Consider the following 18,004-nt stretch of genomic DNA (forward strand, 5'->3'; position numbering starts at 1 on the left):
CTTTACATTTTAATTGATTTTGCTTCTGCGAAATAGAAGTCTCTCAGTTTATGTGTTCCATAGCGCATTGCCACGTTATCATTGGCCATTAAGGTCAGAAAGAACTCAATTGGGCCATAGGTCTCAACGGAAGTGAACGTGCGCACCGACCAAAGGCTGAAACGTCTCACCCAATCTGGTAAATGCCAGATATTGGTCACTTTACTATGAGCATCGAAGGCAAGTTCTGCAATCTCGTTTTGTGTAAGTACGTCTGGTCCACCTACAGAACATTCATTGGCAGGGTCATCAATCATATCCAAGATGATTTCTGCCAAATCGGCTCCGTGAATGGGATTCATCAATTGTTCTCCATTTCCAAAAAGGAACACACGTCCTTTACTTGCCATTTGAAGAAAGTCCTTCATATCGGAGAAAAATCCATTCGGTCTAATCACCGTGTATTCAAGCCCTGAGGTTTTCAATGCATCTACGAAGGCTTCTTTTGCTTCAAAAATCTTTAGGTCTCGATGTTTGTCTCCATTAATTGCAGACACGTAAATGAACTTTCTCACACCCGCTCTCTGGGCTTCCCGCAACAGATTTAAGTTGGCTTGATAATCTACATCCATATATGTGAACCCATCTTTTTGGCGCGTAATACCTATGGTCGAAATCACCGTATCAATTCCTTCGCAGCTTCTCAAAAGCGTATCAGGTTCGGTAACTGTAGCTTCCATAATTTCTATGCTTGGAGACTTATATTGTTCCAATCTGTCTCTCTTTCGGGTAAGCAGTCTTGCAGGCTGTCCTTTGGCTACGATAGCTTGTGTAATATGATTTCCTAAATATCCAGTTGCACCTGCAATAAGTATGCGTTTATTATTTACTTTTCGTAACATCACAATTCTTTTTTCTTCCATTAATTATTATGCAAATACTCTTGCACACCTTCTTTAATAAGCTGTAATACAGCTTCCCATATAGGGGTATTATCAGAAAAAGTGGCATCCATATTGGCAATTACAAAGAAACCTGAACTGCCATCTGTCTTTATTTCCATATGACTGGAAACACCTAAACTATTGCCGCTGTGCACCCAACTATTTCCTTTTTTGTACCAGTACAAACCGTGGTTTTCGGCAAATCCATCGGGTACAATACCCGCGTCAAGCTGTGGGGTAAATAATAGTTCATAAAAAGCTGTTCCGAAAAGCGTATTGGATTGTCCTTTGATGCCTTTGGTCATATCCAAAAGGTAGTTAGCCAAGTCATCATTTGTAGTGTATATACTTCCTTCAGGATAGCCATGATTTCCATAAAATGGAAGCGGTGTATTCTTATCCAAGTAAGGAATAGCCCATCCTTCTTGATTTACCTCTGTTACATTAAAAGTAGAATTGTTCATTTGTAACGGCGATAAAATGTGTGTCGCTACATAAGAGGCAAAATCTTCTTCCGTAGCCGATTCAATGACAAAGCCCATTAATGACGTTGCCACATTGGAATATGCCCATGTTTCACCTGGTTCTACATCAATAAAGTTGGAGTTGCCATACAGCTCACCATCTTCTAAAAAGTATTCAGCCAGATATTCTTCAAGTGGAACAGGATTCATTACTTCCAATCCTAGAGGACTGGTTAAGATATTGGCACCTGTCGTACTCATATCCTGATTTAGCAATACAAAATAATTGGCCTGAAGATAAGTGCTTTGGTCATCTACAATACCTGAGGTATGGGTTACCAAATGTCGCACACGAATTACTGCATCAGGGTTTTCCAGATTAACAATTTCTACTGGTAACAGGCCATTGATAGGCGTATCTAAAGTAAAATAGCCTTGTTCAATAGCTTTGGCCGTAGCAGCACCTACAAAAGACTTACTTAAAGAAGCAATATTGATAACTGTTTGGTTATTGAAAGCTCGTTGCGTTTCAATATTTTTAAACCCAAAGGAAGTTTTGTAATCAATAGTATTTCCTTGTGCAATACTCACTGCAAAACCAGCGATTTCTTGCGTTTCAATGACTTCTTCAAGGTATGCGCTTAGGTCTTCTTGGGTTTGAATTCCAGTAGGATCGGGCTGAATAAATGTTTCGTCGTCATCGCTTGAGCACGATGTTGTAGCTAATAGCAGTATTGTTAATACCGTTCCTGAAATAAATCTGATAATTGTTGTCATAACTATTCGTTTTTTTACTCCGCACCGTTGCGAAGTGGATTGATAAATTTTTGATGGTACAAAGATGATTTGGAAAGAAAAGGCAATCGTTCTGAAATGAAAATCAGAACCTATACAATGAGAATCAGAACTTTTTAAACCCTGATGAAATGATAAATACTATAGAAGCTTACTTACGAATTATTTTTTAACCACTGCTTGGGAGTTATGCCTGCAATTTTTTTAAAGTAGGTATTAAAAACAGTTTTGGAGTTAAATCCACTTTCGTAAGCCAATCCCAATAACGTTAAATGGCTATTTTCGGGCAGTAAGGCTATCTTTTGAAAATGTTCCAACCGTTTACCATTGACCAGCTCTGTGAAGTTGGTTTGAAGATAATCATTGATAAACTTTGACAGGCGATTGGGATGGATGGCCAATTCTTCCGCTAAAGAACGAAGCGACAAATCTGAACGAAGAAAAGCTTGCTCACGACCCAAAATTTGATCTAGCGCATTTTTTAATTCATCAGATTCTTTTTGGGTAAAGGATGGGGTGTTATCGGTTTTTGATGCTTCAATCGAGAAGGTTGTTGCTTGGATTCCTTTAAAGATTGTACTCTTTAATTCTTTGAACATTTGCGTGCTTCTTAAAGGCACTAAAAATGGGTCAAATTGAAAATTAATGATTTGCCCGATGCGCTCTTTAACCATTTTCTCAAAGCGTTCAAATGCAGCATCCGTTTTTTGACAATGTACCAAATAGTAGAAATCCCAATACACCATTAGGTTCAAATTTTCTGACATTAAAGTTTCATCGAACTCTGGAATTTTTTGATGGTGAATCGCCCCGTAAATGGCATTAATCATAGCCACAAAATCATCATTTAGGAATGATTTGGCATAGGCTAGCATTGCATCCTTTTCTTTTAAGAATAATAGACAAGCTACTTTTAAGTGCCTACTCAATGTAAAACTATTATCAAGCTTGAGGGAGTTTTCAAAGCTACCTAAGGCAGTTTGATAATCTCCCTGCAAGTAATGTATATTTCCTTTGGTGTAGTAATGATTGGGTGATAATGGATTAATTTTTAGAATCTGTTCGGTCTGTTCCAAAGCCTTATCAAAAAAACCTGTTGCAGTATATAACTCTGCAAGGGCTTCCATACCTTCAGAGAAATGTGGATTTATTTTGAAACAACTCTGAAGATCTCGATATCCCTCTTCAAACTGCCAATTACCCCAAAAATGTATCGTTGCTTTTGCAAAATATCCAGTATAGGAATTTGGATTCATTGCCAAGCCTTTGTCCAGATACTGGTTGGCTTTTTTGAGTCCATCCTCTCTATTCATATGCCCCCAACTTGCATTAATGGCATAACACCAGCCAATAGCAATAATGGGGTCGGCATAAGAAGCATCAAAGTCAGCCGCTTTTTGATAAAAGCCAATTGCTTTCTCGAGATTCGGCAGATTCCAGGTCAATTGAAAATACCTACCTTTGAGATAGAGTTGATACGCTGTTAAATTCTGTGTTTGTACACTCGATAAAGATTCCTCAATCTCAATATGGCCAAAATTCTCACGAATTTTATCCGCTATCAAAAGACTGATTTCATCTTGGAGTGCGAAAACATCATCGAGTTCTCTATCAAATTTTTCAGACCAAAGCAGAAAACCTGTATCAGTTCGTGTCAATTGGGCTGAAATGCGGATTCTTTCTTTTGCAATGCGAATACTTCCTTCTACGGCATTGGTTACGCCAAGTTCATTACCTATAATTCGGATATCGGTAGGTTTATTTTTAAAAGCGAAAGATGATGTTCGAGCGGTTACTTTGAGCGTATCTATCTTGGTAAGTGCATTAATAATTTCTTCGGTAATACCATCAGAGAAATATTCATAGGAAGCATCACCACTTAAATTCTTAAATGGTAAAACGACAATAGATTTGTCTATGGATGATATATTGGAAGTCGATAGATTCAATCTTTAAAAACACCTCCGTAAATTTAAGAAAGTGTTAAAAGAAAATTTAACATTCTTACAAAGAATTTTGAATTCCTACTTATAAGCAGACTATCATCCAGCTTATTAAACAATTTTATATTTTTGTTCTGAAAGTCAAATGATATCATTTGCAATCAAACTGAACGACAACAATTCGGTCAACAGATTTTGCAAGACTTAAAAATCGTTTAAAATAAAGGCTTCAAAGGATTTAGACTTAATCCTGCCTAGGTCACAAGAAATCAACAAAAAGTTGAAACGAAGCAAGCTCCAAATAAAAGAACTTGCTTTTTTATTTTAGACAAAGCTTAGGTTTCTTTATTTTAAGCTTTATAATTACCAATTGAGATTATTTCACAAGTCATTCTCATTTTTGAAGTATTGATTATCAGAACAAAATCGTAACAATATCAATAATTAATGTTTCGGTAATTTCAGAAGCTTGGTTAGATAGTATGATTATAGTAGTGTTTTGCTCTTCTGTAAACCTGAACATTTGGGCATAAAAGACGCCATTTCCTCCATCGTGCCAATGGACTTTTGTTCCATCTTCCAACTCTTGTATTACCCAACCATAGCCATAATAGGAATCTCCTTCAGTCTCTTCTAGTATATGCTGAAAAAACAACTTTTGTTTGGCTTTTTCATTTAGAATTTCATTAGTATTCAGTGCTTCGTGCCACTTCTTCATATCCTGCGTACTAGATAGAATACCACCATTTGCCTTAAGATTCCAGTAAGGTCCCTCGTCAAACCATAGATCGTTACTATTAGGAACTCCAAAATCGGTACCTTCTTGATATCCATGAGCTATGTTTTCTGATTGAAAGTCTGGCGATCGATATCCGGTTTTGTTCATTCCTGCTGGAAGCCACAAATTATCCCTTAAGTATTCTTCATAAGTTTGTTCTGATATTTTTTCGATAAGAATTCCTAAAATACTATATCCTACATTAGAGTATTCGTACCTTTCTCCTGGAGAGAATTGTAGTTCTGATGAAAAAGTTTGTGCCAAGAACATTTCGGTATCCACAACCTCATAATCTGAACCTATAGATTCGAGAAGCCCAGAAGAGTGTGTAAGTAATTGATGTATGGTGATATTTTGTTTTTCTATTGGAACATTTTCTAAATATGCATGTAAACTATCTTCTACAGATAGTTTTCCTTGCATTTCTAATTTGAGAATTGCTGCTGCGGTAAATTGTTTGGTTACAGATCCAATATCAAAAATAGTATTTGGATCGTTTTTTTGATCTTCTGCTAGGTTCTTAAAACCATACCCATTATTAATAAGTATCTCACTGTCTTTTTTAATAAGAACACTACCATAAAAGCCATCTACTTCTTTTTCGTTAAGCAATTGTATTAATTGAACTTTTTGTGAATCTTCATTTGGTGAAGATTCATCGTCTTTTGAGCAACTCGTCGTCAATAAGATTACTAGTACTATTAAGAATGTATGTTTCATTATTTTTATTTTTAGGCAAATCTAATAGAACATCATAACGGATTGTTCGAATTTATAGAGTCGAACAACTTAGCAAGAAAATAATTTTAGTTTGTAGTCTGTTGTTTTCTATAATTACTAGGGGATACACCAGTTATCTTTTTAAAAGTAGTATTGAAAGTAGTTTTGGAGTTAAAACCAGATTCAAAGGCTACACCTAACATGTTTAAGTGTTTTTTGTTCGGGTCAATCAGTATTTTTTTGCTTTCTTCTACACGATATTCGTTAATAAAGCTATAAAAGTTTTTATGAAAATAGTTGTTTATAAAATACGATAAGAAATGAGATTTCATTCGTAACCCAAATGCTAATTTAGGAAGCGTGATATCACTTTCTAGGTAAGGCTGTTTTTCTATCATATATTGCAAAATAAAACTTTTAGTTTCCTCAATTTTTAAAGGAGATAACCTCAAATTTTCTGTGTCCGGTTGATATTTATGTTTTATTACTTTATCAATATTTTCTAATTGCGTTTTTTCATAAGGGAAAATTTCTTTCTGAAGTACAATATGATAACCCATATAAAACAACAATAAAAACTCTATAATATCAGCTATGCTAATAAGTGTATAAGAGCTACTAAAACTAAATATAATCTCGGTAAAAATTAGTATCGTTGGAGCTAATAGTAAATAGAGTAACCATTTTAAATCAATCCTATAAACATCAGCTGATAGATATTTAATAGATTTTTGATGTCTCGATATAATCAATGATGATTTTATAAGAATAAAAATACAGAATGCAATGAAAAGGATATCGTACCATGGTTGGTACAATTCATTTTCGGTGATGAATACTTTTTTACCAAAAAAAGAAAAAGATTTCAATAGGATATCGACTATCCAGGGAATAAATAAAATAACATCATTCCTAGTTAGATTTTTGATAGGTTTTACAAAGGAGTGGACTGCCAGATAAAGAGAAATAGGGATTAGAAAAACGATAATTTCTTTACAAAAAAACAATAAATAATGAGAAATATTAGAGTTAAATTCCCCTAAGATATCAATTAAAAAAACAAGGCTAAGCCCAAAAATAAATACAGTTAACCATTTATTGGCTATATTATTTACCTTTTTAGAAATGGTAAAAGTAATAGCAGTAAGTAATATAGAAATTCCAAATTTTGTAGATAGAAAAATTACAAATACAATGTCGATATCAGAGAAGTCATAACTCATTATAGTTTAAAAGTTTAATGGCTGTGTAAAATATCCATAAAAAATAAAAGAAGAAAACAATTCTTTGACCGAGAGCAGGCATGTTTGGAAAGACAAAGGCCCAAGCACCAAATATAATAGTTAAGTATGTAAAGATTAATGTTGGCTTTTTAACTCTTTTCCAATAATCTGTTTTATCCATTAATCTTGGATAGGTAAAAGCTCCAATCAAAAAGAAAATATAACTTCCAAAACTCCCAATGGTGTGCAAAAGCATTGTAGTTGACTGTTTGTTATCAAAATCACCAGGAAATATACCTGATATCGCCATAAAAACACCACTCAAAAACATGCCATATAGAGGTAGTTTACTAGATTTCTCAATCACTATATTTTTATACAGACCAAAAGCATAAATTGCTATAAACAATCCTGACATAATATAACCGAAACTATTCCATATCCATCTATTGGGCGCGTCGATTGAACCAAGTTCACTAATAGCTTTGGTAAACATTGAATATTCAGGACGCATTGATGACATTATTACGTAAGTCACTAAAAAGATTATGGTTGCTGTAATTCCTATTATTCCGTAAGATTTGTTAGTCATTTTGATTTTTGAATTCAATAGTCTTTATTTTTAATTTTTTTTAATACTTTATCTCTCTTAATGGTTCATTTTCAAAATATTGTAATGATGCTCAGTATGATAAGCTGTCCAAATTACTATTTCTCTAATAGTCATTCTTCCCATAAGAGGATGCGGAAGCAGATAAATATCTAAATCATGCTCAGTCCACTTTTGAAATTTCTTAATTAGCACCTTTTTTTCTTTGTCTAATTTAGAGAGGTAAGAAATTTTATCTGAATGTTTGATTATTGGCATGTTCTTGGAAATATTGGCAACAACACCTGGATTGTTTTTCAACTTATCTTGATATTTTTTAACTATCTGCGAGTATGTGCGATTCTCTCTATTATTAGTTCCAAACTTATATTTTAAATAAAATTTTGGGGTCCGCAACGCTTTGTTTAAGTAATTTTCACTTTGAATTAAATGAACTATATGTTCTCCAGTATTCCACTTACCTTCAGGACCTTTTACCCAGTTTTCATCTGGACGATTTTTTAACCATTCATAGAGTATCTGGTGTTTCTGCTCTAGGATATCAATTACTTCTTTTTTTATCATACTTCGATATTTGGACTCAATTTATAGATATTAAACCCATGGCTGGGGTATTAATTAGTAATCTCCAATGTAAAAATTGATTGGTTTACTCGTTTCTCAATTGAAAAATAACATCTAGAATTTCAATATCTGGAGTTTGATTAATTGCGTAGGCAGAAGGTATACTTTTAGCTAATTCAGATTCTTGGTATTTTTTTAGAGATTGCTCAGATTCCCAAAGATATACACCTCCGTATTCTCCTTCATTACTTGTTTTTATATAATATTTTTGTAAAAGCCCAGGAATCGATTTAAAGTTAATTACTCTTTCTTCGGCTCTTTTTAATAATTCATCTTCTGGCAGATCAGATTTTAGCTTAATAATTTGTAGTATCATAGTAATTAGATTTTAAAACTGCAATCTATTTACTTTTTATGATTGAAAATTGTAAAAATCGGTCGTTTTCATTCTTTAATAATATTTTTGGTGTGTATTCTGTTATTTTCTTTATTTCTTTTATAAAATGAGATTGATCGAAATAGCCTTCTAGCGGATATAACTGTCCATTTTTTATTTGGCTATAGGTAGAAGCTCCTTTTCTAATATTACAGTAGCTTTTTAAAGAGAATCCAAAAGTAGATTGGAAATAGCGATTTATTTGGCGTTGCGACCAATGGGCTTTTTGAGAATAGTACTCAACAGTTTCATTGCCTTTTGTTTGATTAATTGTTTTTAGAAGGATACTTTTTTTAGAATGCGTTAAGTCCTGCTCATTAAGATGGGCTATTAGACATTCGTTTAAGTATTGAAACATAAAAGCATCGCTTTGTTTACTAAATTGATTTAGCCCTAAATACGATTTTTCTATTCTATTTATTTTATTAAGTAATGGAGCAATACTGTCTTTAATAATATATTCTACTGCTAATAACCTAAACTGTATTCCGTATATTGTTGTTTTTGGTGAAATAACTACATTGGTTTTTTTATTCCATAAACCTGTTAAAAACACACCTTTAAGATTATTATTTTGATAACAAATTAATACATCAAAAAAGCCATCTGGAAAAATGGTGTAAGATTGAGATGCCTTAGTCTTATTTTCAACTTTCCAATAGCATCTTATATAATCTTTAAGGTCTTTATGTGCTTGTTGTTGAGTATAAATCATTTAAAATATTTAGTAAATGCATAGTTGCGGAATAAGTTTAAGCGAGACATTCTGTAGTTAACAAAAATAATTAATGATAGTAAATTTCTGTTGAGAAGATACCAAAGCAATTAATTTTACTCGTTTTATATGCTATTCCTTTTTTATTACAATATTTAGTAATTCATTTATTTACATTATTCCAACCGATACTAAAGATAGAATTACAGTAGAAAGTGTCCAAATTCTTACGTTTAAATTCCTTGTATGTTTTTCAAGAAAAGCAATAACAGCAATTACTCCAGCAGCCAATATTAATATTCTAAATAAAATATCTAGATATTTTGATAGATTATATTTCGTTTTTAATTCACATTTGAATGACACTACATTTAACAACGAAATAAATAGTATATATATATGTGATTTGCTCTTATTTGCATTCTCACAACTTTACTGTTAATATTTTCGGGTTTAAAAGTATTCCTTCATATACTATCCTGTTACTAGAAAACCAACAAATAATATTAATCAAAATATAAGTTTATTTTTTTAAAATTCATTTGATTATACTCTATTAATTTTCAGAATTGCACAAAACTTTTATGCAATAACATAGGAATACTAGATTCACTATGGATGTAGCGTATAAGCTTAAGATAAGCATGAACTATATCCTTCTAATCTATAACTAAACTAAATTTTATATTTATTGTATCAATACATATTGGATTTTCTATTGAGAATAAAACGTGTATATTTTAATTCAAATTGTTAATCACCTACTCTACTTTAAAATGTTGTTCCAGAAAATCATATACTAGATTAAAATGTTCTAATGGAGCAGCATGTCCGCCATCGAGTTGTATATGTTTGTAATAATGTTTATAATTATTTTTTTTAAGACGTTTTATAATTTGTTCAGACATTTCTGGAGCTGGCCATTGGTCATCATCTTTACCTGAAATAATTAGAACCGAACCATTAATATTTTCTACTGGAATTTCAGCCTCTTTAACAGCATCTTTATCTTCGAGCATCATAGCATGTGCCGTGTATAAGTCCCCCTTTATGGCTGGTATGATAGTTTTTAATGGAGCAGGAACGTAAGGGACTTCGTTATTTTTATAAATCCATGACGATGTGTTAGCGTATATAGTAATGGCAGGAAAGCTAACATTAGATGTAGAACCTGCTATAACGCCATTAAAATCTTTATATCTACTCGCTAAATTTAAAACCAACTCTCCACCTCGAGACCCTCCAAATAAGATAATTTTTGATCCATCTATTTTAGGGTGTTTCGCTATAGATACAATAGTATCTCTTATAGCATCTAGCGAAATTCTATCTAAATGGTCTGGTGCGCCTACCGATTTAAAATAGCCAATAGCAAGTACCGCATACCCTTTTTGATTTAAACTATCTCGTTTGCCTTTTAAGTAGTTTCTAACCCAATCATTTCCGCCACCACCGCCACCAAAGCCTACAAATAAAGGTTGCTTATCAGAATTTCCAAGATATAATTTTGTTTCAACCACTCCATGTTTATCAGACAATTTTGGAACATGGGTAAAAAGATAGATAAATCCTAAGAGTAGAAGTGATAAAAACGCTATTGTCGTTATTTTGATTTTTTTTCTCATTAGTTTTTGATTTCTATTTTTTATTTTGAATTATGCTCAAAGCTCTTTGAAAAGAAGCTATTGTTCTAGAAATATCTTCTTCGGCAGGGTAAATATTTCTTTCGAAAATTGTATTATAGGTATGCTAACGTATAGTCTTGGACTTGATCAAATAGTTCGTTGTTTCTAATCTCAAGAAACATTTGTTTTTGCAATTTACTCCCCTGGGTTATATAGTAGTTTATCCACTATCGAAATGATTTCTTTGCGTTAAAGTATTTTACTTTAGTTTTCTTCTATCTTTTAAATCACTCACTTTAGTAATAAATCTGAATTTTAACTTCATAATTGGTAATATCATTGAGCTTAGATTTTTAAATCGCAATCTATTTACTTTTTATGATTGAAAATTGTAAAAATCAGTCGTTTTCATTTTTAAGCAATAAATATATCTCATTGACTTAATTATATTCTATTGTGATTGACACCTACAAATATTATAATATATCTACTCGAAGAAATTGGTGTATATCAAATACTCTTTTTATGTTTTTTTTTAGCTTTGAACCAGTATATATTTAATATCAATGGTATATATTTTGAATCTAAAGGATTGAAAACAATCCAATTTATTAGAATAAAAAAATAATTGGAAGATAAGCTCCATGGTTTGAATGGATGAAAAATTAATATAAGGAATAGTAAATATGAAAGATATTCAAATTGACAACTATTTAAATAGAATTGAACTATCAGATTGTAATCATGATATAGAAAGTTTAATTAAGTTACAGCAAAATCATATGGAATGCATCCCATTTGAAAATTTAGATGTTGTAGTAGGCAGGCCTATACATTTAGACAATGATCACCTTTTTGAAAAGATTGTCATGAAATATCGTGGTGGTTATTGTTTTGAACTCAATTTATTGTATGCATCACTTTTAAAGTCATTAGGATTCTCCATACAACCTGTATTGGGAAGAGTATGGCTTAGAAATCCAACTAAAACACCCCCAAGAAATCACTTAGCGCATTTGGTTAAATTAAATGGAGCAACATTTATCACAGATGTTGGCTTTGGAGGGCTAACAACAAGAATTCCTTTAAATATTAATGACAAACATCAAGTAAATGACAATGATGGTATTGTTAGAGTATTGCCACTCGATACTCATCAATATATGATACAGCGCGAGGTAAAGGGTATTTGGGAAAATCAATATAGTTTTGAGAATACTTTAATTAGCACAGAAGATATTACTATGTCAAACCACTACATGTCAACACATCCTAATTCACACTTTAAAAAAGACAATTTTATAGGAAAATTTACCAAAACTGGAAGAATAGGTCTTTTCAACAATCAAATGTCCATACGAGAAGGAATTGAAATTGTTGAAAAAAAGCAAATTAAATATGGTTCGAAGTGGATTAACACTCTTAAAACTAATTTCAATTTGACTGCAAATTTTTCTGATAAGGAGTTGGTGAAAATATTTAATAATATATAAATCAAAATCAAATTATCGTTCACTCGCTGGATTTAAAATAAATCAATCCCTTTCTATGAGAAACCGGGTTTAAAACTAATCGTAAAATCAATTCTAAAATCTAAATACTATCTCAACAGGTATTGTACAAATCTATCAGCTATTACTATTCCTGATTGTTTATTTTAGTTTTAATTTCTTGATACTTTTTCTTTAGTTTTTCATAATGAACCCCTAGCCTTTCATCCCTTTTATTAGCTATAAGTACCTCTATAAAAATCGAAAATAAGAATTGGGATTTACTTCTTTCACAGGCTAGAAGTAGAAATTCGTCTTTTTATTACATGTTAACAAAAAGTTATTAAAAAACTAAAATCATTAAAGGTTATATTTTAATAAAACAAATCCTCTATAAGATTATCAAAGGAAGATTGAATGTAAAATCAGGAGATTCGAAAGAGTTTCTTAAAGTAAAACTTTTTATTAAGTATGATTTATGTTTTTGAAAAATTAATAAGGAAGTAATACAAACATTAACATATGATAATGAAAAAAACATAGAGTTTATCGACAAGAATTTTACTTTCATCAACTGAAAAAAACATCACTAATCATCAACCTAAATACCCCAAAAGTGCTTACAAAAAAGACTAAACTCTTGTCCTTATTGCTAAGTTGTTTATCGTGTTTTATAGTTGAGAGTCGCGACAACTTTAATGATTCAGATTCTTTATCTCTAAAGAATACTATACAAAATGAAAGTCTAAAAAATAAAACTGAAGAAGTTTACGTTGACAAGTTCAATAAAAAATCTCCAACCTCTATTGAAGTTGAAAGTGCTATAGCTGAAGCACAATCTATATTCGAAAAAATTGAGGATTCAGAAAATTGGATCTCTTCATTTTCAAATAATAATGGATTGATGTTACCGGCAGGAATAAAGCAGATTGTAAATGAAGTCGAATACCAATTAGCATTCGCAGAAGCTCAATTCGGAATAGAAACTGTCTTTAAAGTCTTTGTGAAAGTAGTATTACCTCAATCTGACAAAGATGGAAAACCTATCGAGCTTTTTTTTGGAGCCGATAACGTAAAACTGTCTAAGCAAGGAGGTCTTATTGGTAATAGCAATACAACAGGAAACGCAAATCTTATATTATTAGGGAATACACAAATTGCTTTTCATGTATCAAATTGGGTATTATCCTTAAAAGGTAGCCCACACTATACTAACGCTACGACACAAAACACATCATATGTATCTATAGATTGTAATGGAATAACGGGAATGAGTATTGATGGTGAAGTTCACATTTCTCGAAGTTTATTAATCCCAGTGCAATCTAACGGACAACTAACACAAAATGAAACCGATAGGGTAAGTGGAACTTTTACCACTACGGCCGCATCTTGGAATGATTTAATCGTAGATATTGACCTCCCTCCTTTTGTATTAGCTAATCAGGAAGATCGATTTATGTTTACCAGTAATGAAGCTATTTTTGATTTTAGTGACGGTAGAAATCCAGAAGGCATCACTTTTCCACAACAATATCAAGATCAAGGTGTATTACTACCAGACGAAAATACATGGAGAGGTATTCATATCAAATCTTTACAAATAGGATTGCCTAAAGTATTTAAATCAAAACAAAGTATACAAGCTAATGATAGGGTGTATTTTGATGCAACTGATCTTGTGATTGACAACAACGGTGTTTCTGGCAATTTTTTTGCAGAAAATGTAATTTCTATAGAAGATGGCATCACTTCAGAACCTGTAGGTTGGTCCATGTCTGTTTCAGAAATTAGTTTAGAGTTACTAAACAATAGCATTGTAGAGTCTAAATTTTCAGGAGGAATGCGTCTTCCTATTTTTGAGGATTTAAGTAGAAACACTAGTGAAATAGATTTTACTTCATATAATGATGATAATGGTATTTTGCCTGAAGATAAAGATACTTCTCTTTTAGAATATGAAGGAATGATTTCTGATGACGAATATAGTACCAATATAACGGCGCTCAATGAAATGAAAATTCCTGCATTTTTGGCTTCAGTAAAAATGAGAGCAGGATCTTATATAAAAATGCCGGTAGAAAAAGATGATGCAGGCAATGTTAATTTTAGACCAGAGACCAATCTAAATGGAATAATGACTACCATTATTTCTTCAAAAAGACAGAGAGAAGCTTCAGAAAATGCAACATATTCATATGATACAGATCTAGGAAAAACCGAAGATGAGACTGATATGGTTCGATTTCATGGGATCACCTTCAAAGGACTTAAAATGAAAACTACCAAAAAGTATATGGATATCAAATACTTTGGGTATACCGAAGGGTTGTCTTTTGGAACTAAAGGGATGCAAGTATTATTAGATGGAATTACCTATAAAACCAATCCCGAAAAGAATGAAGATATTCTTGGATTTGATATTAGTTTTGAATTGTCGAATCGAAGAGCCAAAGATACTATACGTAAAAAGGAAGCACGTAAAGAATCATTACTTATTCAAGCCATGGGTAGCCTCGATATTGTTTCAGAGAGTGTAATCACCGAAGATAGTGAGGTGCAATATAAATATAAAGCTTTACGAGTTGCAAAAATTGCTGTCAAGGGTAGAATATTTAAGTTGAAATTTAAAGGAATTGGCAGAGTATTATATGATGATCCGGTTTATGGCAATGCTGTGGCAGTTGATGCCGAAGGAAAATGGGATTTTAAATCCACTTCTGAATCTGCTGGCGAGGATGAAGATGAAGATAATAGCGAGACGAATATTCGAATTAAAACAAAACTTATTTTTTCAAGAGATGATGTTGCTTCTTATTGGTTTGCAGATGGCTCAGTAGAGCTACCAGTGGGAATCAACGTGGCGCCTAATTTAATGTTGAATGGTTTCAGTATAGGGTTTTATAACAATATGAGACGTAGAATGGATCCTAGCTATGCTAGTGCAAAAGTATCTCCTTCAGGATTTTCTTATGAACCCTCCCCTGGATCTTTTGGATTTAAAATGATGCTATTTGGATATTCTATAAAAAAGGAGTTTTTAAGGGCAGGTGCTGGATTAGAACTGAATATTAATAAATCAGGAGGCATCAATAGTATTTCACTTGTAGGACAACTTAGAGGATTAAATAAAGTGGATAATCCAAATTTTCCTTTTAAAAAGAAGCTATCTAAACAAGTCTATGAAAAAGACGCAGATGGCAACAATACTGTTAAAAAAGACAAAGGATTGAAAGTTGTTAAAAGAGATGAGAATGGAAAGAAAATCCAGAAAAAAGATGAAGATGGAAACCTTATGACAAATTCTAGTGGTAAACCTATTTATGAAATGCGAACACAAATAGAATCAAAACCGGTTAGAGAACAGTATGATCGTGTCACTAAAGGCGAAATTAGAGATGATCGATCACTATCAGAAAAAATAGCTCAAGAAGAAACGGGTACCGAATCTAATGATATCCAGTCTATGCCAGATGCTGATGGTGTAGATGCATACATTATAGGTCAAATTGATTTTCAAAATAGCGCATTTTACTCGTATTTAGACATATATGTAGATATAGCAAAAGGTATAATTATTGGAAAAGGTCGAGCAAAAAAAGCGGGTGAAGGTATTATGATAATTAATAAAGATGAATGGTATGCGCATCTAGGTAATCCTGTAAATAGGAATGGGTTTTCTGCTGGGTTTGGTGATTTAAGAGTGGATATTGGTGGTTATGCCATGATGGGACAAAATCTTCCTAAGGCTACTCCACCTCCATACAGAGTAGCCAATATTTTGGGAGATAAACTTAGAACTTTGGAAGCCGAACAAAATAGAAATGATCATAGTATTTCTGCCGGTCAAGGGGCCGCGTTTGGGGTTGGGTTAGAATTCGATACAGGGAATTTAAACTTTGGCCCTTTATATGCACGATTTACAGCCGGAATCGGATTTGATGCAATGATAAAAAAATATAATAACACGATGACCTGTAATGGTATATCTCCAATAGGTAGTAATGGTTTTTATGCTACAGGACAATTTTATGCCTATATGCAAGGAGAATTAGGAATAGGTTTCAAATTCTTTGGGGATTATAGAAGATTTCCAATTATAAAAGGTGGTGGTGCATTTTTAGGAAGGATGGGAGGCCCAAATCCGTTTTGGTTTCAAGCTAGATTTGCGGCAAATCTTAGCTTGTTAGGAGGAATGGTTAAAATAAAAGTTAATGAAGATATACAATATGGAGAGGTATGTAATCCAGTCCCGGATAATGGATTAAATATAGAAATAATATCAGATTTCACTCCTTCAGATAAAGATACAAATATAGACGTGTTTACATCACCCCAATTAGCATTGACTATGGCTGCTAATACACCTATAGAGTTACCAAATACAAATGATGAAATAAAGACATATAAAATAAAAGTCAAAACATTTACGATTACAGATAGTAATGGAAATAAGATTTTGGGGGAACAAAAATGGAATCCAGAAAATGATAGAGTAACTTTTGAGTCGATGGATATATTACCTCCTAATCAAGAACTTAAAGCTAAAGTAGAAGTTGTTTTACAAGAAAAAATTGATGGCATTTTTCGCACATTTAAGGTAAATGGAGAAGAGTATGTTGAAGAGAGAAATATAAATTTCACAACAGGAGATGCACCAAGTTATATTCCTTTAGAGAATATAGAATACGCTTATCCAGTGGTAGGTCAAAAATTGTTTTATAGAAATGAACACCCGACCGGATACTTAAAACTTAAAAAAGGACAAGATTATTTATTTGAAAATTCGCAATGGGAAACTAATGTAAAATACATTAATGTAGTAACAAATACTACAAAAGAAACTCAACTTCAATACAATAATACCAGTAATCAATTGTCTTACAATATCCCTAAGGTTGAAAAGAAAACAGACTACACTATCAAGATGGTCAGTGCGCCTAAAACGAATGTAAATACCAGTCAAGGGTTTTCAGGTAATGATTATAGTGTAAATAATTATAATAGTGAAGGCACAGCTATTAATGTTAGAAAAAATAAAGCACAAGCAGTTGTTAGAGAAGATAGTGAGATTGAACGATTGACCTATGATTTTAGCTCTAGTAATTATAACACGTTCCGAAACAAAATGCAGTCCATCAATATTAATAACAATTTTGTAGGTAAAGTATATGTTGATGCAGTTTATTTATCATCTACCATAGCAGCTCATGAAGAAGGGTTCGATGTCTTAGAATTAGAAGGAACTAAATACTCTGGCAATAAACCTTTAATAATAGCTAATTCTACTTTGGAAGATGAGTATTTTAAAAAAGATATTGCTCCCCTCTTATATAATAATTATCCAATTGCAGGAAAGTATAGTTTTAGTCGTGATACTAATGTTCTTGGCATTGCACCTTCAAAAGCAATTTCTGTAAGAACAAATTATCTCGCTAGTTTAAAAAACAATACAGATACAGAGTGGCGTCTAAGAAGCTTTCCTTACAAATACATGTTACCAAAAGCGTATAGAGATGATTATGAAGATATCATGGTTCGCATTAGCAATGACTATCATGATGGTGTTTTGAGTGGAGGAGATAATGCGCTACAATTTCTTGATAATAGATTTGGATTTATGAGAGAAGGTAAATACAAAACACGTCTTAGTTATGTATTGCCTGGAGGTATTCGCAAGTCATATGCAATGTTTGAATTTGAGTATTAGTTAATTTT

Annotated in this window: 12 protein-coding genes; 2 read left to right on the forward strand and 10 right to left on the reverse strand. The window is 32.4% G+C overall.

What is annotated here, in order from left to right:
• Nucleotides 1-2: 2 nt before the first annotated feature.
• From DK442_RS26980 to DK442_RS27025, 10 genes are all read right to left on the reverse strand, one after another.
• Entirely contained in the window at nucleotides 3-902 is a 900-nt protein-coding gene (locus tag DK442_RS26980; protein WP_235011039.1) for an SDR family oxidoreductase, read from the reverse strand.
• Complete coding sequence (locus DK442_RS26985) at nucleotides 902-2,164, reverse strand: serine hydrolase (RefSeq protein WP_109439029.1); 1,263 nt, start codon at nucleotides 2,162-2,164, stop codon at nucleotides 902-904. The genes DK442_RS26980 and DK442_RS26985 overlap by 1 nt, the downstream gene beginning before the upstream one ends.
• A gap of 173 nt (nucleotides 2,165-2,337) precedes the next feature.
• The gene (locus DK442_RS26990; protein ID WP_109439030.1) at nucleotides 2,338-4,131 is read right to left on the reverse strand and encodes a helix-turn-helix domain-containing protein; all 1,794 of its coding nucleotides are present in this window, start codon (nucleotides 4,129-4,131) and stop codon (nucleotides 2,338-2,340) included.
• 409 nt (nucleotides 4,132-4,540) lie between these two features.
• Nucleotides 4,541-5,623, reverse strand: coding sequence for a serine hydrolase (locus tag DK442_RS26995; RefSeq protein ID WP_109439031.1), 1,083 nt, complete (start codon nucleotides 5,621-5,623; stop codon nucleotides 4,541-4,543).
• 86 nt (nucleotides 5,624-5,709) lie between these two features.
• Entirely contained in the window at nucleotides 5,710-6,846 is a 1,137-nt protein-coding gene (locus DK442_RS27000) for an AraC family transcriptional regulator (protein WP_109439032.1), read from the reverse strand.
• The gene (locus tag DK442_RS27005; RefSeq protein WP_109439033.1) at nucleotides 6,836-7,438 is read right to left on the reverse strand and encodes a DUF998 domain-containing protein; all 603 of its coding nucleotides are present in this window, start codon (nucleotides 7,436-7,438) and stop codon (nucleotides 6,836-6,838) included. Before DK442_RS27005 ends, DK442_RS27000 begins: the two co-directional genes overlap by 11 nt.
• A 57-nt stretch (nucleotides 7,439-7,495) precedes the next feature.
• Nucleotides 7,496-8,020, reverse strand: coding sequence for a DinB family protein (locus DK442_RS27010; protein WP_109439034.1), 525 nt, complete (start codon nucleotides 8,018-8,020; stop codon nucleotides 7,496-7,498).
• An 85-nt stretch (nucleotides 8,021-8,105) separates the two neighbouring features.
• A complete protein-coding gene (locus DK442_RS27015; protein ID WP_109439035.1) occupies nucleotides 8,106-8,396 on the reverse strand; it encodes a YdhR family protein in 291 nt (96 codons plus the stop codon).
• 25 nt (nucleotides 8,397-8,421) lie between these two features.
• Nucleotides 8,422-9,171, reverse strand: a complete 750-nt coding sequence (locus DK442_RS27020) for an AraC family transcriptional regulator (protein ID WP_109439036.1) — start codon at nucleotides 9,169-9,171, stop codon at nucleotides 8,422-8,424.
• A 761-nt stretch (nucleotides 9,172-9,932) separates the two neighbouring features.
• Entirely contained in the window at nucleotides 9,933-10,796 is an 864-nt protein-coding gene (locus tag DK442_RS27025; RefSeq protein ID WP_109439037.1) for an acyl-CoA thioester hydrolase/BAAT C-terminal domain-containing protein, read from the reverse strand.
• Between the two features lie 686 nt (nucleotides 10,797-11,482).
• Here DK442_RS27025 and DK442_RS27030 point away from each other — a divergent pair.
• Both DK442_RS27030 and DK442_RS27035 read left to right on the forward strand, forming a co-directional pair.
• Nucleotides 11,483-12,289, forward strand: a complete 807-nt coding sequence (locus DK442_RS27030) for an arylamine N-acetyltransferase (RefSeq protein WP_109439038.1) — start codon at nucleotides 11,483-11,485, stop codon at nucleotides 12,287-12,289.
• 613 nt (nucleotides 12,290-12,902) lie between these two features.
• On the forward strand, nucleotides 12,903-17,996 hold the full coding sequence (locus tag DK442_RS27035; protein WP_160114386.1) for a hypothetical protein: 5,094 nt from the start codon (nucleotides 12,903-12,905) through the stop codon (nucleotides 17,994-17,996).
• The last annotated feature ends 8 nt before the right edge of the window (nucleotides 17,997-18,004 follow it).

This window comes from Aquimarina sp. AU119 (genome assembly GCF_900312735.1).
In the GTDB taxonomy this organism is placed as follows: Bacteria; Bacteroidota; Bacteroidia; order Flavobacteriales; family Flavobacteriaceae; genus Aquimarina; species Aquimarina algiphila.